The sequence below is a fragment of the Mycobacterium kansasii ATCC 12478 genome, from assembly GCF_000157895.3.
GTDB lineage: Bacteria > Actinomycetota > Actinomycetes > Mycobacteriales > Mycobacteriaceae > Mycobacterium > Mycobacterium kansasii.
In genome coordinates this window covers 411,051-429,075 of the sequence record NC_022663.1, presented here as the reverse complement: position 1 = coordinate 429,075, position 18,025 = coordinate 411,051, and the positions used below count along the sequence as shown (strand labels likewise).

Here is an 18,025-nt window from a genome sequence, read left to right as displayed (position 1 = left end):
TGAGGACAGACCGTCAAACATGTCTTGAGACGAAACACGGACAGCGGCGACATCGAGGACAGCCACGGCCGCCGAAACATCGCCCCCCGTTGGGCGAGACGGCCAATCCTCCATACGTCGGTTCTCAGGCGTGAATGGCGACAACCCGTGCAGTAGGGCAGAATTCGCGCGTGGCTTCTTTGTGGTTCATGTCCGATGCGATGTGCACCGCAGGTAGCCCGGTAGCTTCTGAAGGGTCGCTACCGTGCTCGGCGCCACACGGTGGACGCGACTACGTTTCTCACCGAAATGGATAACCCAAAACCACGGAGGGTGCGGTGCAGCTTCGCTACGTAAGCGTCCCGCTGCTGATCGCTGAAGCCGGTGGTGATCCATGGGCGATCAATCAGAGCCTCCAAGCCGGGCGTCCGGCGCAGATTTCGGGTCTTGCGGAGGCGTTTCATGCGGCAGGTCGGTGCACCGCCGAGGCTGACGCTGCCTTCGATCTGGCGCGGCGCCGCTTCGAGGCAGCCTGGAATCGGGAGAACGGCGAGCATCCGATCAATGATTCGGCTGAGGTGCAGCGCGTCGCCCAGTCATTGGGTGCGCAGTCGTTGCAATTGCCCAAGATCGGGGTGGACCTGGAAAATATCGCGGCAACATTGGCCGAAGCGCAGCGATCCGCAAGCGGGCAGATCGCACAGCTAGACGGAAGTTACGACGGGTTCTGACTGGGGATTAGTGTTCTGAGCTGGCGCTATGGGCTGTTGTCTCGTGCTGATATGTAGTCACGAATATGTGCGTGTCATTCGTATCTGATCGGCGTAATCAGGCTATGATGCTTTGTATGCCGCGTAACCAGGGCAAAGCTCACGTAGTCAGAGTTAAAAAGACGCATGTGGATAAGCAGGGCAAACAGCGCGTTTATCAGTCGGTGCTGTTGCGCCGCACCTTCCGCGACGGGCCCAAGGTGCGCAACGAGACCGTGGCCAACTTGTCGATGTTGCCCGAGGCGGCGATCGCCGCGCTGGAGGCGACGCTGAAGGGACACAGCCTGGTGCCCGCTGGTCAGGAGGTGACGGTGCTACGCGCGTTGCCGCATGGGCATGTGGCCGCGGTCGCGGCGATGGCCCGCCAGCTGGGACTGCCCGCGCTGCTGGGGTCGCCGTGTCGGTCCCGCGATCTGGTCTACGGGCTGATCGTCTCGCGGGTGATCCATCCGGCATCCAAGCTCTCGACGCTGTCGCGCTGGGCCGATTGCACCCTGGGCGCAGACCTGCAGATCGCCGGCGCTTCCACCGACGAGATCTATGCGGCGATGGACTGGCTCAGCGACCGCCAAGACGGCATCGAAAAGAGGCTCGCCGCTAAACACCTTGGTCCAGAAGCCAATCCGTCACGGATGGCATTGTTTGACCTGACCTCATCGTGGGTGACGGGCCGGCATTGCCAGCTGGCCAAGCGCGGCTATTCCCGCGACCGCAAAAAGGGCTTACCGCAAATCGAATACGGGGTGCTCACCGACCCTGCCGGCCGGCCGGTGGCGGTGCGGGTCTTTGCCGGTGATACCGCCGATCCGGTCGCCTTCACCGACATCGTGGAGGTCATCCGCACCGGCTTCGGGCTGGATCGGCTGGTGCTAGTCGGCGATCGCGGCATGATCACCGCCGCTCGCATCGCCGCGATCAAAGAACTCAACGACACCGGAACCGATTTCGGGTGGATCACCGCGCTGCGCGCTCCAGCGATTGCCAAACTGGCCGCCGACGACGGGCCGCTGCAGATGAGCCTGTTCGATACCCACGACCTGGCCGAGATCACCCACCCCGACTACCCACACGAACGGCTGATCGCCTGCCGCAACCCCGCCCTGGCCGCTGAACGGGCCCGCAAACGCAACGAACTGCTGGCCGCCACCGAGACCGCCCTAGCGCGTATCGCCGAACGGGTCGAGCGCGGCAGCCTGGCCGGGGCCGGCAAGATCGGCGAAGCTGTCGGGCAGATCGTCAACAAATACAAGGTAAGCAAGCACTTTCACCGCACCATCACAGACACCAGCTTCGCCTATGAACGCGACCACGCAGCCATCACCGCCGAAGCCGCCCTCGACGGCATCTACGTCCTGCGCACCTCGGTGCCCGCCACCGACCTCGACGCCCCCGCGGTGGTCACCGGGTATAAGAACCTGGCCTATGTCGAACGCGACTTCCGCAGCATCAAAACCGACGACCTCGACCTACGCCCCATCCACCACCGGCTGTCTGAGCGCGTCAAAGCCCACGTACTGATCTGCCTGCTGGCCTGCTATGTGACCTGGCACTTACGCAAAGCCTGGGCGCCGCTGACCTACACCGACGAACACCCACCAACCCGCGACAACCCCGTCGCACCCGCACAACGCTCACCACATGCGCACACCAAAGCATCTCGCCACCAAACCACCGACGCCACTCCACTGCGCAGCTTCCGCGCTCTGCTCGATCACCTGGCCACCTTGACCCGCAACCGAATCCGCTACCAGGACACCAACATCGAAATCGAGACTCTCACCGAACCCACCCACGACCAACGCCGCGCCTTCGACCTCATCAAGGCCACCATCCCCCTCACCATCGCGGCGTAGTCAGACCTAAAACACCCAAAACCAACAAAACCCCACGTCAAAGCCCGAATCACCTATCCAGACGGTCGCAACTTCGGGCTAGAGGGTCAGCTGCAGCAACTCGATGACGAGATCGGCCGAGCGGTGACGCTCGAGAGAAACCCTCAGCTCACCGCAGAGGACAGGGCGACACTGGATGCTTTCATTCACACGTGCGAACAGGACGCGATTGACGACACCCAGACTGCCCTGGCTGAGCTGCATTCGATTCGCGACGGGTATTCAAACTCCCTGAGAACCGCGGAGAAAAATCTGGCTGTCGACGGCTACGACCCTTCTCGAATTTGGGGCGTCGACAACCACGAACCCGAGACGCCAGACCAAGCTGAACAAGACGTCCATGATGCGCTTGCTGGTGACCAAGGTGCGGCTGGGCGGGTCAATGCTGTATTGGGTTCCATTACCCCCGATCAGTTGGCCGGGAAAGTTCCGTTGACTGCCGAGCAGGCCTCAGTGTTGAGTCAGTTGCAAGCTCAAGAACACGGCATGTCTGTCGACGCGCTCACGACCGCGGAGCAACGCCTGGGCGCGCAAAGGGGCATGATCGCCAATTCCTGGCAGCTGATGAGCAATCCGAATATCAGCTTCCCGAAGACTCAGTTAACCGTTGGCGCCAAGCAGGGTTCCGACACGGTTAAAGGCGGCATCTCGCAGTTGCCTGCAAGTGTCCAGCAGGCGTTGAATTCGCCCAACGCGATATTCATGCATCAAATGAACGACATCGCCGGTATCGTCAAGGACGGGGACAGGGGCTTCCAGACGAATACCGAGTTGGATCGCGCAATGATCCACAAGGCATCGGTGATGATGGATACGCCGATCTGGCATATCGACCCCGCCAGCCGCGGCCAAAACGTCGAACGCGATCCCGCTTTGGATCCCACGGTGTCCAATGTCCTCTCGGCGGTCTCGCCGGATCACCAGGTGGTGCATGACACCATCAAGTCCGGCGCCGACGGCGACAAGTTCCTGCGAAACATCACCCACCATTACTGGAAAGACAACGGCCAAGGGGTTGGATCCCTGTTTTCGTGGACTGGGGATCCGGCGGTGGTCCAGGGGCCGGAGGAAAGGATCGCCGCCGAAACCGCCCACGTCTACAGTTCATATATCGGTGGTCACCAGCAGGAGTTGCTGCATCTTCCGGGAAACCACACCCTTGGCCAGGTGAACCCGAATTTGGTCCGCGATATGGCTCATGGGCTGGGGCCCTATGCCAACAATATCGCCGGCACATCGGGGGGATTACCGGGATTCGGTGATCCGCTGGACGGCCACACGATGTCGGGTGCGCTGCCGGTGGCCAAGGGTGTCTTCTCGGTGCTGAGCAGCGATAAGGAGGCCGCCCAGTACTTTAACGGCCAGGCCTACGCGCAGGCTGTGCTTCACGAGGCTGCTTTTGCCGACGATCCCACCCATTCGGGTTACGACCAGCATTTGTATGATGCCGCAACTTTGCGAGCGTTGGTCGACGTCGGCACACACAATGCGTTTCAAGCCAACGAGGACAATGGGTATCACCAGGGCGTCTCGGAATATCAGTCTAAGAAATCGGCGTATGAAACGGGCTTGCAAGGTCTCACCACAGCAGGTGGCTTTATCCCCGGGGTCGGCCGCATCGCCGGTCCTACGATCGGCATCCTGGGCCACAACCTGGAAAACGCCGTCCTCGGTCCGACACCGACTGCGCCGACCGAAAATCCGATACAGCCCATGTCTTTGGGTATGGCCGACCAAGAGATCCTCAACGCCATGCTCGGAACAGGACACACAGTCGCCGGACTGCCGCCCGGTTACATCGTCTATGACCACGACCACCCCAATGGTCGAATCGCGACGCCGGAAGAACTGGGTGTTACGGCCGGTCAATACAACAGCGTGATTGGTCCCGCTTTGTCGCAGTCGCTGGAACCCAGGCCGCCCAGCGAGCGCTTCTCCCCGGATGTGGGGTTGGTCAGCCGCTACGACGATATTGTTGGTGTTCCGCACCCCGATCAGGGCAGGAAGTGATGCGAATCCGTCTCGAGTTGCGAACAATCGCAGCGTTGTTGACAGTTGGTGTGCTGTTGGTCGGTGGATGCGGTTCGGGTGGGCGCTCGGCTCAAGGTTCGACCAGTACGTCTGCGGCGCCGCCGGCGGGCTGGCCTGCGGCGCTGGACAATTTCACCATGGTGTGGACGGCTGAACCCGGTATCGACGTGACCGCGTGGCCTGCGGTGGTGGTGCGCGCCTACACCGAGTCGTTCACGCTGGCCTCCGCCATGCGCGATGACAAGTATCTGTATCCGGGATTTCGGCAGTCGGTTGATCCCAACAGGTCCATCGACGATCCGATCGGCACACAGTTTTTGTGGCCACAGACCGACGGTCGGCCGGACCCGCCGTGGTTGGGCACGCAGCAGGACCATATCCTGTCTGTGACAACCTCCGGTCGTGACGTCACAGTCATTGTCTGCGAATACATGTTCGGCGCTGCCGAACAATCTGACCAAGGATGGGTCCGCCCGCATGTTGCAGGGCCGTCCCCATATACAGGTATCGCGGCGATGCGGATCACCATGACCGCTCCTGCCAAGCCGGGGCCGCCGCTGCCCGCCCAGCAGGGGCCGGCGCGCGCGCCGTCGGTCGATGTTTTCGTCGGTTGGAGGATCACCAGCCACCAGGGCGGGTATTTCGCCCGATCTGGAATCGGGTCGGAGTGGCCGGATGTTGTCGAAAACGAAGATACCTGTGTCGCGAAGGCACCCCCCCACCGCGACTTGGTACCCGGGCAGGAATATGTCCGGTCGTTCTTCCCGACCCTGCCGGCGTCTCCTGGCTGGCCCTCGCCAAGCGCGAACGCATGAGAAAGGCAAGCGCCGCAGCGTTATTGGTAGCGGCGTCGATCATCCTGACCGTGTGCTTGGCACCCGTCGGGTGTGGGTCGAATGTCGGCGAGAAGGCTTCGGGCACAACGTCGTCGAGTGCTAAGTCCTCTGCATCATTTGCCCCGCCCCCGCCGTCGATCAACGCGCCGACCTTGACGTCGGGACCGGTGACTGCGCTGCAACCAGGCTCCCCAATTATGGTTGGTGACGAAGCCGCCACCGTCGTGTGCAAAGCCGGATTTTATATCGACTACCCCGACGCGAGCCATGGCGGGCAACGGCTGCCCGGCTTCATTACCGTCGCGCAATGCGCGAAAGGTGCTGCGGATGCACCGGTGTCGGTGATGAAGGCAGGCGCCACTGGTCAAGCGCCGAGCCGAATCAAGGTCGGAAGCATTACCTACGTCGCCCCTGGCGACGTACAACCAGCCGTCGCCGACGAGCCTTGGACGATCCCGACTTCGCCCCTCGCGGTGTTCAGTTCCGGTCAGTCAGACTGGGCGATTCCTGTGGACGTCAAGATCAACGACCAGATGCCGACAGGCGCAACCGTTCAAGCGACACAGCCAGTTGAACAGCGCAAGGCGCCTGCGAAGTGGAGCAACGTCGACGGAGTCGTCGTAACGGGGCATGTGCTCGACCCGGCTTCCACGCCAGAACTGAAGAACCTGCCCGCTGGCGTGGCTCGCGTCGTGGTGGCTGCAGACGACGCCGCCAGGCCCATCGAGCAGTGGGTGCTAGGCTCTCCGGTCACAGTTGACCTCGGTGGCGCTGTCTACAACCTTGGCGTGATCACCGCTGTAGATGAGACAAGGCGCTGGATCGTGGTCGACCTCATTAATCCGCTTCTCGTCCAACAAGATGCGCGCCTGATCACGACTGTGTAATCGCCTGGTAGTTCCGGTTCTCCATCCATGGGTCAGTTCTCCGCTGACAGCGCGGTCGCGCCGTGAAAACGGTTATGGCTCTGTGTAATTCAGGGCTTGTTGGCGAATTGATGGGTGTGCCGCTGTGGAGCAGCCTGCGCCAGCAGCCCGACCGCGGAAGCCGTACACGCCCGTAGCAGCAATTTCGGCGGCGAGCCGGTGAGTTGTCAGCAGCACCGCGTCGGACGCCGCACGGCACTGAGTTCACCCCTGACGACTCACGGCTATCAAGACCGTGACACCGTTGGGGCGGTGGTGAATTGACCGGCATGACACCTTTCGATATTCGCGCGCGACGATTTTCGAAAGCTTTGCGAAAGCCCAGGTCGTAGGCCAGGACGTGATCGGCCGCTACATGACATCCGGTCGACCAGTGCTGGTTCGCGCTGAGTGAACCACGCCGAAATCCTCCGGACGTCGAAGGCGGGTGAATGGCGACAACCCTTGCCATAGGGCAAAATCCCGGCGTGGCTCCGTTGGCAGTTGATCCCGAGGCGATGTTCGTCGCGGGCAGCGCGGTGGCCGCTGTGGGTGAGGACCTCGTGGCCGCGTTGGGCACGTTGACGGCAGGTTTCGGGGCCAACACTGGTCAGGATGCGGCTGGCGACATGTTCGGGTTGGCGTATCAGGAGGCGGCGAAGTCGCTGGTAAAGGCTGCCGCGGCGGCGATCAACGCGTGCCGTCATGACGGCGCCAGGATTCAACTGTCCGCGTCGAATTATTCCAGGGCTGAAGCGGCGTCCACGTTGGGTGGTGGCAGTGGTGTGTTGCCGGCGCCGCACGATCCGGAGCAGTTCTCGGCTCCTGGACCACCGGGCACATTGGGTGCAGGTCCACCTCCGCCGATGCTGTGGCGGGTCGTGGAGCTGTTTGTCGGTGATTTGTGGCCCAACGGGGATGTCGCGGGACTGCATGCGGCCGCGGGATGTTGGCGGGGTCTTGCTGCGGCGCTCGGCGGTGCAGAGCAGGGGCTCAACGTTCCGAAGGCGGTGATCGCCGGACAAGAGATTCCAGAAGGGCCTCTGATCCAGCCGGTCTTGTCCGAACTTGGCGCCACAATGGCAAGCCTGGGCAAGCAGTGTGAACAGTTGGCCGCCACCCTCGACAATTTCGCCGACGAGGTGGCCCACGCGCAAAACGCCATTCGGGACCTCTTGGACCGGTTGGGGTCGGCGTCAGGGTTGTGGCATGAGGTGGTGTCGATTTTCGACGGCGATGGGCTGCAAGAGGTCAAAGAGATCGCCGAGGACATCAAGGCCTTGCTGCACAACCTTGGTCGTGAAGCGCAGGCCAAGGAGCAGGCGATGCAGCGCGGAATGGGGGTCGCCGACGGCTTAGTGCGCGGGATGGAGCGCTATGTGCGCAGTGAGCTCACGCATTTTCTCGGTGCCGAAGTCGGCAATCCGCTGGCAACGGTCTTCGATTTCTTCACCAACGTCACCGAGGGTGTCTACAAAGCGGCATTCTCAACGGTCGTCGAGATGGACCAGCTCAGTCCACGACACTTTCTCACCGATCCCGAGGGTGCGGCGGCCGCTTGGGAGGGGCTGGATGTGACGGCGGTGCGTTCCCTCCCGGCATACGCACTGCTGGACCCGGACGGTGCCGCGCAGACCTGGAAAGGATTGCTGCACCTCGACGATTGGAGCAAGGACCGACCGGGATTGGGGTTGGGAGAGAACCTCTTTGACGTTGGGACGTCGTTCCTCAAGGTTGGCGAGGCCCGGCGTTTCGGCATGGGCGAGCGTGCCCCAGAGGAAGGCGTCGCCGGGGAAGAAGGTAGCGGCGCTACGCGTGTCGGAGCGCCAGGTGGTAGCGGGCAGCTGGGTGAAATCACCCACTCCGGCGAGGCGCTGACCAGCGAACTGGAGGACCTCGGCGGGGATCTGCCCAAGACCGATCCGAAGACGAGCGGCGAACCATCAGCCTTACCGACACGAGAGCCACCGCGGCCACCGGTTGAGGCCCCGCGTCCTGCGGAATCCGCGCCCAGCATGGCCCCAGCCGAGTCCCGCTCTGCCCCAGAGGGTTCCGCGACCGTGGGGTCAGCCGGCTTGCATGATCCGGCCACGCCTGTCGGATCTCGTCCGTCTCCTGCACCCGCTGCGGGGGGTGACCAAATGCCGTCGACCACTTCGCGCCTGACGGAATCCACACCCGCCCCAGGGGCAGCAGAGGGAGCGCCCGTCAAGCCAGCATCCGCGGCCACTGCACCCGCATCCCCGGCGCCGCAGGCATCAGCCCCGCGATTCACGGAATCTACTAGTCCGACTGAGTTAGCACGACCGGGTAGCGGTAGCCCGCACTGCGCTAGCGACGGCATCTCATCTAACGGTCGACCGCCGGAGTCGTCGCCCCACGTCAGTGCGGGTGACATGCCGGGTGACCGTGGCTCGCAAGAGCCGCCAATAGCCCCGGGTGACCCGTTGCATTCCCACGAGCGCTCTGGCCCGGGATGGCATCGGTTACCCGATAAAGCAACCGATCCGCACTATGGTGAGCCGTTGTCCGATTCTTGGAATTTTCCTGATGATCCGGTCGATCCCAGCGGGATTAAGAAGACCGTTGCGCAGCTTATTGCAGATCCTGAAGCGCCCTTCGGCCGCGATCCTCAAGGGCGTGCTTATACTGAACAGGAATACGTTCAACGCTTCAACAGACTGAGCCCCACCGGTGATCGGTGGATGAATTTCCCGGGAAATGATGGAGCGGTGCCGGGTACAAAGATCGCTTTTACCGACGCAGATCAATTGACCAAGTTTTACGGCAGGCAATTCGACCGGATTGGGAACGTGGACGGGAAGTATCTGGCGATCATGGTAGATGGTGTGCCGGCATCCTGGGAGGCGCGAGCACTGCATATCAATAGCTTACGTGAGCCGTATAACGCATATGAATTCGATCATCTTCCGACCGGCTGGCATGTCGAAGTGTCAGAAGTAGCACCTGGCGTGGGCCAACCGGGGGGGTCGATACAGGTTCGGATATTCGACAGTGAAGGTAGGGCGCTCAACGTGGAAGAATTGCTTGACATTGGCGTATTGCGATGAATGCCCACATAGAAATCTCCGCGAGGCTTACGGAATGGGGAAATATTGCTGGATATACCCTGACTCCTGGATCCCGCAGTGAAGATGGACGCGCAATATTCTGGGCATCGTTGGGTGAAATTCGACTCTTTATTGGCTGGAATGACCGCGGCTGGTTTGTCGTCACGGACTCTGACCGCATGGGTCCGGAACACTTCATCTTGGCTGCCCCGTCGATGGATACTATTGAAAAGTACTTTTTTGGCAGATTCTGTCAGGCTATTAGACGGAAGCGTGAATTGCCGCGTTTAAGAATTCCGGTCTTGGCGGAGCAGCTAGCCCCTAACTTCCATATCGATATCCGGGACTTTGAAGGGGTTGATCGGCTGACTTTGATCTCTTCCGATGGTGCCGCGGTCGCTGTTAGCAGTTCTGATTCAGTGACTGGTACGGCGGAACTTGTCAAATTGTCATTCTTTTTGAATGTGTCAATTGATGAGATCGTCGCATCCTGCTTGGATCAGAATGGAAAGCCGTTGTTTCGGGAACGATAGCCGAGCACTAGCTTGAGTTCTGCTGCCCCTGCGTGGTCATCGTGGTCTTGGATAGGGGCGAAATGAAATTAGGCAAGGTTGGTGCTTGTCGGCCGCACCGGGTATTTCCGTCAAGCAGGCGCATTACCCAGCAGGTGCTCGACTGGTTCACGAACCCCCACCCCCAAACCGCAATTACAACACCTCGACAACATCCCTAGAAATCCGCAGGCCGCCGTGCCAAAGTAGCCCGCATGCCCGGCACCCGATGGCTGCACAGAGCGGTCGTCGTTAGCGTCACCAGCCTGACGGTCATCACCCCCGCGCCGGTAATCGCCGACCCCTCGGAGCAAACCTCGCCCACCGCACCCTGCGACGCCGTCAGCCCTATCGCGATTCCGTGCGTGGCGCTCAACAAGTTCGCCGACGCCGTCGCCGCGGAATGTCGCCGCGTCGGCATCGCGGACGCACACTGCGCACTCCCGCTGGCCCATAAAGTGACCCAGGCGGCGCGCGATGCCTACCTGCAGTCATGGGTGCACCGCACGGCGCAATTCCAGTACGCCCTGGCGGACCCCTTGCCGATCAGTCAAGCTCAGTGGCTGGGCACCCACAATTCGTTCAACAGTCTCAGCGACTCGTTCACGCTCTCGCACGCCGACTCGAATCAGCAGCTGTCGCTGGCTCAGCAGTTGGACATCGACGTCCGTGGCCTCGAACTCGACCTGCATTACCTCCCCAGGCTGGAGCTTCTGGGTAAGCGGGAAGTCACGGTCTGCCACGGGCTCGCACCCAACAACGGCAACCTGGGCTGCACCAACGAGCCTCCGTTGACCGCAGTGCTTCCGCAGATCAAGAACTGGCTCAACATACCTGGGCACACCGACGAAGTCATCCTGCTCTACCTCGAAGACGAACTTCGGGACGCAACGGCATACTCATCGGCACTGGCCACACTTGAAGACACCCTCCGCCGTCCGGACGGACAAAGCTTGATCTACCACCCCGACCCGGCCGGCCGCGCCACCAACGGCTGTGTCCCGCTGCCGCTGCAGACGTCACGCAATGACGTCCGCGCCGCGGGCGCGCAAGTCGTGCTCGTCAGTTCCTGCATACCGAACTGGTCGGCCGACGTCTTCACCTGGAAGGGCCCGGAGGTGGAGAGCGGCTCGACGCCGGGCTACCAGCCATACCCCACCTGCGACGTCACGTATGGCAGCGACGTGTACGCAACAAAGCTCGTCCGCTACTACGAGGACTCCACGTTGGTGTCGGCCCTGACCAAGCCAACCCGGCCACCCGCCAACCCGGCGGCGCTGACACCGGCGAAGGTGCAGGCGATGACCGACTGCGGTGTCAACCTGTTCGGCTTCGACCAGTTGCTCCCCGAAGACGGGCGCATCCAGGCCACGCTGTGGAGCTGGGCCCCCGATGAACCGCGACCGACCGCCGGAAGCTGCACCCTCCAAGCGCCCACCGGCCGCTGGGTGGCCGCGCCCTGTGCAGACCCGCACCCCGCGGCCTGCCGCAACGCCGCGGGCACCTGGACGCTGACGCCAAATCCGGTGAGCTTCGACCAGGCGCAATTAGCCTGTGCGGCCGTCAACGCAGAGTTCGCCCTACCGCGAACGGGAAACCAGAACGCCCAGCTGCACGCCGCAGCCGCTGGCGGTGCATGGCTGTGCTACCCGCTCGCCGCGGCTACTCCACCCGGTCAAGCAAGGACGACGACCCCAGCACCCGCTCCACGAGAACTTCGATGACCACCCGCCGTGGATTGGCCCGCGGGGTCCGGTAGCGCTGGGCGTAGCGCAATTCGGCGTCTCGCACAGCGTCGATGTCCCGGTTGACCGAGGCCTTGCCTTCCAGCGACAGCCAGCGGGCGCCGTCCACCTGACTCAACACCGCGATGCCGCCGCGTTCGGCATTGACGGCCTTCTGAGAACCGCCGGTGGTGATCACGCGAGCAATATGCGTGGTGGGATCGAACGTGAAACCCACGGCCACCACGTGCGGCGAATTGTCGGCCCGCAGCGTGGTCAGCATGGCCAGATGGCGTTCGGTGAGAAACGCCATCGCGTCGTCGGTGAGCCGCGTCGTGGTCTTCGCCATCGCCACCCACGCTAGCGCAGGTGATAATCGCAGCCGTGGACGACACGGGCGCAGCTCCGGTGGTAATTTTCGGCGGCCGCAGCGAGATCGGCATCGAACTCGCGCGCCGCCTGGCTCCCGGCGCTCCGGTGATATTGGCCGCCAGAGACGCCGGCCGGCTCACCGAGCAAGTTGCCGCCATCAAGGCGGCCGGGGCAACAGCCGTCCACACCAGGGAATTCGACGCCGACGACCTGGCCACGCACGGCCCGCTGATCGCCGCGATCACCGGCGAGCACGGACCCATCGGCACCGCGGTGCTGGCCTTCGGCATCCTGGGGGAGCAGGCCCGGGCCGAAACCGACGCCGAGCATGCGGTCGCCATTGTGCACACCGATTACGTCGCCCAGATCAGCCTGCTCACCCAGCTGGCCGCCACGATGCGAACGGCCGGCAGGGGATCGCTGGTGGTGTTCTCCTCGGTGGCCGGGGTGCGAGTGCGTCGCGCCAACTATGTCTACGGGTCGGCCAAGGCGGGCTTGGACGGCTTTGCCAGCGGTTTGGCCGACGCGCTGCACGGCAGTGGCGTACGGTTGCTGATCGTGCGGCCGGGATTCGTGATCGGACGCATGACGGCGGGCATGACACCCGCGCCGCTGTCCAGCACCCCGGCGCAAGTGGCCGAGGCCACCGCACGTGCCCTGGCCAGGGGCCGGCGCACCGTCTGGGTCCCGTGGGCGCTGCGCCCGATGTTCTTCGCCATGAGGCTGCTGCCGCAGTTCGTGTGGCGCCGGATGCCGCGATGATCATCGTTGTCGGCATCGGCGCCGACGGCATGCCCGGCCTCTCGAACGCCGCAAGACACGAATTGCGAAGGGCCACAGTTATTTACGGTTCCAAACGGCAGCTCGACCTGCTCGACGACACGGTCACCACCGCAAGACGCGAGTGGCCGTCACCGATGCTGCCCGCCCTGCAGGCCTTGCCGGCCGATGGGCCGGACATTCATGTCGTGGCCAGCGGCGACCCGCTGCTGCACGGCATCGGCGGCACCCTGATCCGATTGTTCGGCAACGCCAGAGTCACCGTGTTGCCGCATGTGTCGTCGGTGACATTGGCATGCGCCCGAATGGGCTGGAACGTCCACGATACCGAGGTGATCAGCCTGGTCACCGCGGCGCCGCACACCGCGATGCGTCGTGGCGGTCACGCGATTGTCCTTTCGAAAGACCGAACCACCCCCAAGGCGCTGGCCATGCTGCTCAACGAAAACGGCCGTGGCGACTCCGAATTCAGTGTGCTCGAACAGCTCGACGGACCACATGAACGCCGCCGACACGGCACCGCGCGACAGTGGGCCACCGAAACCAGAAGCGACACAGACGATCTGAACGTGATCGCCATCCGCTACCTTCCCGACGAGCGCGCCTCATCACTGCCCGACGACGCATTCGCCCACGACGGTCAGATCACCAAGCATGGCATCCGGGCGGTTACCCTGGCCGCACTCGCGCCGCGGCCGGGGGAGCGGTTGTGGGACGTCGGCGCGGGCTCGGGCAGCATCGCCGTCGAGTGGTGTCGCAGCGCGGCGGGCTGCACCGCGGTGGCGTTCGAACGCGACGAACGGCGCCGGCGCAACATCGAGCGGAACGCCACCGCCTTCGGCGTCGACATCGACGTGCGTGCCGAAGCGCCCGGCCAGTTCGAGGGCGCCCCAACGCCGGCGGCCATTTTTCTCGGCGGGGGACTGACCCAACCCGGCCTCCTGGACGCCTGCCTGGCCAACCTGCCGGCCAACGGCCGCCTGGTCGCCAACGCGGTCACCATCGAATCGGAATCCCTACTTGCCCAGGTGAATTCGCAATATGGCGGTGAATTGCGGCGCTTCCAGCACTACCACAGTGAGCCGCTGGGCGGCTTTACCGGCTGGCACCCGCAGCGGCCGGTGACGCAATGGACGGTGACCAAGGTGACCAAGCAATGACGGTCTACTTCATCGGAGCCGGACCGGGTGCCGCGGATCTGATCACCGTCCGGGGCCAGCGGCTCCTCGAACGGTGCCCGGTGTGTCTGTACGCGGGCTCCATCATGCCGAAAGACCTGCTCGCACACTGCCCGCCGGACGCGAAGATCGTCGACACGGGTCCGCTGACGTTGGAACAGATCGTCACCGAACTCGCGACCGCCGATGCCGCCGGCCACGACGTGGCCCGGCTGCACTCGGGTGACCCGTCGCTGTACAGCGCGCTCGCCGAACAATGCCGCCGCCTGGATGCGCTGGGCATCGGCTACGAAATCGTGCCGGGCGTACCGGCTTTCGCCGCCGCCGCAGCCGCTCTGAAACGGGAGCTCACCGTCCCCGGAGTGGCCCAGACGGTGACGTTGAGCCGAATCGCGACCCTGTCCACACCGATGCCGCCCGGCGAAGACCTGGCAACGCTGGCCAAGTCCGGCGCCACCCTGGTGTTGCACCTGGCCGCCGCCCAGATCGACGCCATCGTTCCGCAGCTGCTATCCGGCGGCTACCGCCCCGAAACGCCCACCGCCGTCGTCGCTTTCGCGAGCTGGCCACAGCAGTGTGTGCTGCGTGGCACGCTGGCCGGCATCGCCGCACAGATGCACGACGCGGGCATCACCAAGACCGCCGTCATCATCGTCGGCGACGTGCTGGCGGCTGCCGGCTTCACCGACAGCTACCTGTACTCGACCGCACGCCGGGAGGGGCATTGACGCGACTGCTACTGCTCGGCGGCACCGCCGAGGGACGCGCGCTGGCCGCAAGGCTGCACCCGCACGTCGACATCGTCAGCTCGCTGGCCGGCCGGGTGCCCGACCCCGCGCTGCCGGTCGGCCCGGTGCGAATCGGCGGGTTCGGTGGCGTCGACGGCCTGCGGCGCTGGTTGGTCGACGAACACATCGACGCCGTCGTCGACGCCACCCACCCCTTTGCGGCGACCATCACCGCGCACGCCGCGCAGGTCTGCGGTGAACTGAACAAGCCCTATCTGGTGCTGGCCCGCCCGCCGTGGGATCCCGGCGACGCGATCGTCGTGGCGTCGGATACCCAGGCTGCCGAAGCGGTTGAACACCAACACTTTCGACGCATCTTCCTGACCACGGGCCGCTCGGGTGTCAAGGCTTTCGCCGGCAGCGCCGCGTGGTTTTTGATCCGCGCGGTCACCGCACCCGACGACACCGTGTTGCCGCGCCGTCACCAGCTGGTGCTGTCCCGCGGCCCGTATCGTTACGACGACGAACTCGGGCTGCTGCGCGAGCACGACATCGGCGCGCTGGTCACCAAGAACAGCGGCGGCGACATGACCAGGGCCAAGCTGGATGCCGCTGCGGCACTTGACATTCCGGTAGTTATGGTGGCGCGCCCACCGCTTCCCGCAGGCATCGCGACTGTCGGCACCGTGGCGGAAGCCGCCGCCTGGGTCGCCGGACTGAACTAACCGGTCAGTTCGTCGCGTTCGGTATCGGCCAGCAGCGCATCGCGCGCCCGAGCGACTCGGGACCGGATGGTGCCGACCGGGCAGCCGCACACCGCCGCTGCATCGGCATAGGACAACCCGAGCAACTGCGTGAGCAACAGCGCCTCGCGCTGATCGGCGGTGAGTTGGGCGATCATCGTGGTCACTTCGACGAGCTCCTCGAAACCACGAGCGTGAGCGTGGCCGTCGAGCAGACGTTCCGGATCGGCGCCGGGTGCGCTTCGGGGCCGTGACCGCAGATAGCGGATGTGATCGGCCACCACACGCCGCGCGATCGAAAGCAACCAGGTGCGGGCGCTGGAGCGCCCCGAGAACCGGTGAATGGAGCCGATCGCGCGCAGAAAGGTTTCCTGGGTCAGATCATCGGCGCTGCCCGCATCCGACAGGTAGGTCACGAACCGCCACACGTCTTGCTGAGTGGCTTTGATGAACGCCTCGAGCGCCCGCGCGTTGCCGGTTGCAGCCGCCAAGGCCAGTTCGGTGACGGCCTCGTCGTCGGTTGCCGCGGTCATGGGCATCCACCTTAAACGGCAACGCTCGCTCTGCATACGACCGGCTGTCGTAGAACGGTTGATCGGCCGCAGATGCCCGTGGCGCCGACCGTGCGCCAGCGCCGTGGGCCGGACGGCCGGCGCGGGTTCGGCCTCGGTCGGCTGTGACGCCGCCGCCCCGGTACGGTCTCGCGCTACCAGTAACGCGAACACCGTGCCCGCAAGCACCGGCACGTGACTGGCGATGCGTGCCGCGGTCACCTCACCGCGCCAGGCGTCGACGGCCACGTAACCCACCAGCGCCAATGAGTACGTACCCGCAATGGCGCCCACGCCCAGCGCTGCGCTACTCCACACGGCGGCCACGATCATGGCCAGCCCCAGAGCCAGCAGCCAGGCGGTGGATTCGTGCAGCAGGTGTTCGCCGTGCATCATCGCGTCAGGCTTATGGCGAGGCATGATGCCGAAATTGATGCCGCTGATCTGCGCAGCCGCGATCGCAATCTGGAACATGCCCACCGCGATCAGGCACCACTGCCAGTGACGCGGACCCACGATATGCAGCCACCGGCGATAGCGCGGCGTGGGCGCAACGCGGGCGCTGGCCATGATTCGGTCGGCCAGGTCCGGTCCGCGCCCGGCGTCGACGGCGGCGAACCGGCGACTCTGTGCCGCCGCACCGATGAGCCAGGCGCGGCAACGACGGCACGATTCCAGATGGGCATCGACCTGCTGGGCCAGCATCTGCGGACGCTCACCGTCCAGTCGCGCCGATAGCTCCTCACGCGCAACGTCACACCGCATGCCTGCATCGTTGCGCATGGCCGCTTCAGACGCAAAGACCGAAAGTGGGGCGGTCGATGCCACACGGTCACCGCTTCCAACAGGATCGTGACAGACTCTGTCGCGACATGAACGCATCGAGTTCACAGCCGGCGCTGCCGCGCCGTGCCTTACTACTGGCCATGGCCACGTGTGTTCCGCTCGCCGGATGTGCCCGCAGCGGCGGCGGCGCTCACCCGGCCTCGACCACGGCAGCACCGGCAGCGGATCTGCAGAATCGCTTCGCCGAACTCGAACACCGATATGCGGCCCGGCTGGGCGTATATATGCCGGCAACCGGCACGACGGCGGCAATCGCCTACCGCGCCGACGAGCGGTTCGCCTTCTGCTCCACATTCAAGGCGCTGCTCGTTGCGGCGGTGCTGCACCAGTATCCGCTCAGCCACCTGGACAAGATGGTCACCTACACCAGCGCCGACATCCGGTCGATCTCGCCGATCACCCAGCAGCATGTCGCTACCGGGATGAGCATTGGCGAACTCTGTGACGCGGCAATCCGTTACAGCGACGGCACCGCCGCCAACCTGTTGCTGGCCGAGGTCGGCGGGACCTCGGGGTTCACCGGCTACCTGCGCGGCCTGGGCGACTCGGTGAGCCGCTTGGACCAGGAGGAACCGGAGCTGAACCGCGACCCTCCCGGCGACGAGCGCGACACCACCACTCCCCACGCGATCGCGCTGGACTATCAGCAGGTTGTTCTCGGCGACGCGTTGCCGGCCGACAAACGGGCGATGCTCACCGACTGGATGGCGCGCAACACCACGGGAGCTAAACGGATCAGGGCCGGGTTTCCCGCGGACTGGAAAGTGATCGACAAGACCGGTTCAGGTGACTACGGCCGGGCCAACGATGTGGCAGTGGTGTGGTCGCCCGCCGGCGTGTCCCACGTGGTGGCGATCTTGTCCGATCGCGCCTCCGGCGGGTACGACGCCGAATGGAGCGAAGCGCTGGTCGCGGATGCGGCCAGGTGCGTCGCCGAAGTTCTCGCGTAGCCGGGTAGCCCGAATATCGATCGTCGGTGTCGCCTGTCCGGAGTCCGTCGTCGCCTCGACGAGTGGGGATTTGCGTTTAACCGCCGGCGATCGAGGTAACCAGCACCGTCGGCGTGCA

General features: G+C 64.2%; 14 protein-coding genes and 2 pseudogenes. 13 read left to right on the top strand and 3 right to left on the bottom strand.

The features are described 5' to 3' along the window. Positions 1–317: 317 nt before the first annotated feature. The 8 genes and pseudogenes from MKAN_RS01865 to MKAN_RS01835 form a co-directional block, all read left to right on the top strand. Positions 318–689: pseudogene (locus tag MKAN_RS01865) on the top strand (putative alpha/beta hydrolase); the annotation flags it as partial. Between the two features lie 137 nt (positions 690–826). Continuing rightward, a complete protein-coding gene (locus tag MKAN_RS01860) occupies positions 827–2,602 on the top strand; it encodes an IS1634 family transposase (protein WP_225722800.1) in 1,776 nt (591 codons plus the stop codon). Positions 2,603–2,725: 123 nt separating this feature from the next. Beyond that, positions 2,726–4,651, top strand: coding sequence for a TPR repeat domain-containing protein (locus tag MKAN_RS01855; RefSeq protein ID WP_023364627.1), 1,926 nt, complete (start codon positions 2,726–2,728; stop codon positions 4,649–4,651). Further along, on the top strand, positions 4,651–5,487 hold the full coding sequence (locus tag MKAN_RS01850) for a hypothetical protein (RefSeq protein WP_023364626.1): 837 nt from the start codon (positions 4,651–4,653) through the stop codon (positions 5,485–5,487). The genes MKAN_RS01855 and MKAN_RS01850 overlap by 1 nt, the downstream gene beginning before the upstream one ends. Before the next feature lie 218 nt (positions 5,488–5,705). Continuing rightward, a complete protein-coding gene (locus tag MKAN_RS31605; protein ID WP_023364625.1) occupies positions 5,706–6,395 on the top strand; it encodes a hypothetical protein in 690 nt (229 codons plus the stop codon). Between the two features lie 581 nt (positions 6,396–6,976). Further along, positions 6,977–9,484: a TNT domain-containing protein gene (locus MKAN_RS01840; RefSeq protein WP_230589245.1), complete on the top strand. Its 2,508-nt coding sequence runs from the start codon at positions 6,977–6,979 to the stop codon at positions 9,482–9,484. Then, entirely contained in the window at positions 9,481–10,017 is a 537-nt protein-coding gene (locus tag MKAN_RS29110) for a TNT antitoxin family protein (RefSeq protein WP_080673976.1), read from the top strand. Before MKAN_RS01840 ends, MKAN_RS29110 begins: the two co-directional genes overlap by 4 nt. Positions 10,018–10,250: 233 nt before the next feature. Continuing rightward, the gene (locus tag MKAN_RS01835) at positions 10,251–11,759 is read left to right on the top strand and encodes a phosphoinositide-specific phospholipase C-related protein (RefSeq protein WP_023364623.1); all 1,509 of its coding nucleotides are present in this window, start codon (positions 10,251–10,253) and stop codon (positions 11,757–11,759) included. Here the strand turns inward: MKAN_RS01835 and MKAN_RS01830 are convergent. Then, positions 11,698–12,114 carry a F420-dependent biliverdin reductase gene (locus MKAN_RS01830; RefSeq protein ID WP_162877381.1) on the bottom strand — a complete coding sequence of 139 codons (417 nt, stop codon included), beginning with the start codon at positions 12,112–12,114 and terminating at the stop codon, positions 11,698–11,700. The two genes, MKAN_RS01835 and MKAN_RS01830, sit on opposite strands and share 62 nt — an antisense overlap. A gap of 29 nt (positions 12,115–12,143) precedes the next feature. On the opposite strand from MKAN_RS01830, the gene MKAN_RS01825 reads away from it, so the two are divergent. The 4 genes from MKAN_RS01825 to MKAN_RS01810 are packed head-to-tail and all read left to right on the top strand — an operon-like array spanning position 12,144 to position 15,542. Next, positions 12,144–12,893, top strand: a complete 750-nt coding sequence (locus tag MKAN_RS01825; RefSeq protein ID WP_023364621.1) for a decaprenylphospho-beta-D-erythro-pentofuranosid-2-ulose 2-reductase — start codon at positions 12,144–12,146, stop codon at positions 12,891–12,893. Continuing rightward, positions 12,890–14,071 carry a bifunctional cobalt-precorrin-7 (C(5))-methyltransferase/cobalt-precorrin-6B (C(15))-methyltransferase gene (locus MKAN_RS01820; RefSeq protein WP_036396126.1) on the top strand — a complete coding sequence of 394 codons (1,182 nt, stop codon included), beginning with the start codon at positions 12,890–12,892 and terminating at the stop codon, positions 14,069–14,071. The genes MKAN_RS01825 and MKAN_RS01820 overlap by 4 nt, the downstream gene beginning before the upstream one ends. After that, the gene (gene cobM / locus MKAN_RS01815) at positions 14,068–14,817 is read left to right on the top strand and encodes a precorrin-4 C(11)-methyltransferase (protein ID WP_023364619.1); all 750 of its coding nucleotides are present in this window, start codon (positions 14,068–14,070) and stop codon (positions 14,815–14,817) included. The genes MKAN_RS01820 and cobM overlap by 4 nt, the downstream gene beginning before the upstream one ends. Beyond that, the gene (locus MKAN_RS01810; protein WP_023364618.1) at positions 14,814–15,542 is read left to right on the top strand and encodes a cobalt-precorrin-6A reductase; all 729 of its coding nucleotides are present in this window, start codon (positions 14,814–14,816) and stop codon (positions 15,540–15,542) included. The genes cobM and MKAN_RS01810 overlap by 4 nt, the downstream gene beginning before the upstream one ends. On the opposite strand, the gene sigC is transcribed toward MKAN_RS01810, so the two are convergent. After that, positions 15,539–16,093, bottom strand: coding sequence for an RNA polymerase sigma factor SigC (gene sigC / locus MKAN_RS31600; RefSeq protein ID WP_225722982.1), 555 nt, complete (start codon positions 16,091–16,093; stop codon positions 15,539–15,541). The genes MKAN_RS01810 and sigC overlap by 4 nt on opposite strands. Before the next feature lie 207 nt (positions 16,094–16,300). Continuing rightward, positions 16,301–16,876: pseudogene (locus tag MKAN_RS31595) on the bottom strand (DUF2275 domain-containing protein); the annotation flags it as partial. 107 nt (positions 16,877–16,983) lie between these two features. On the opposite strand from MKAN_RS31595, the gene bla reads away from it, so the two are divergent. Beyond that, positions 16,984–17,907 carry a class A beta-lactamase gene (gene bla / locus MKAN_RS01800; protein ID WP_023364616.1) on the top strand — a complete coding sequence of 308 codons (924 nt, stop codon included), beginning with the start codon at positions 16,984–16,986 and terminating at the stop codon, positions 17,905–17,907. Positions 17,908–18,025: the final 118 nt, after the last annotated feature.

What these genes read in the sequence shown, in the direction of transcription:
- cobM (WP_023364619.1), top strand. Translation starts at nt 14,068, where the DNA reads ATGACGGTCTACTTCATCGGAGCCGGACCGGGTGCCGCGGATCTGATC.
- bla (WP_023364616.1), top strand. Translation starts at nt 16,984, where the DNA reads ATGAACGCATCGAGTTCACAGCCGGCGCTGCCGCGCCGTGCCTTACTA.
- sigC (WP_225722982.1), bottom strand. Translation starts at nt 16,093, where the DNA reads ATGACCGCGGCAACCGACGACGAGGCCGTCACCGAACTGGCCTTGGCG.
- MKAN_RS29110 (WP_080673976.1), top strand. Translation starts at nt 9,481, where the DNA reads ATGAATGCCCACATAGAAATCTCCGCGAGGCTTACGGAATGGGGAAAT.
- MKAN_RS01820 (WP_036396126.1), top strand. Translation starts at nt 12,890, where the DNA reads ATGATCATCGTTGTCGGCATCGGCGCCGACGGCATGCCCGGCCTCTCG.
- MKAN_RS01835 (WP_023364623.1), top strand. Translation starts at nt 10,251, where the DNA reads ATGCCCGGCACCCGATGGCTGCACAGAGCGGTCGTCGTTAGCGTCACC.
- MKAN_RS01850 (WP_023364626.1), top strand. Translation starts at nt 4,651, where the DNA reads ATGCGAATCCGTCTCGAGTTGCGAACAATCGCAGCGTTGTTGACAGTT.
- MKAN_RS31605 (WP_023364625.1), top strand. Translation starts at nt 5,706, where the DNA reads ATGGTTGGTGACGAAGCCGCCACCGTCGTGTGCAAAGCCGGATTTTAT.
- MKAN_RS01860 (WP_225722800.1), top strand. Translation starts at nt 827, where the DNA reads ATGCCGCGTAACCAGGGCAAAGCTCACGTAGTCAGAGTTAAAAAGACG.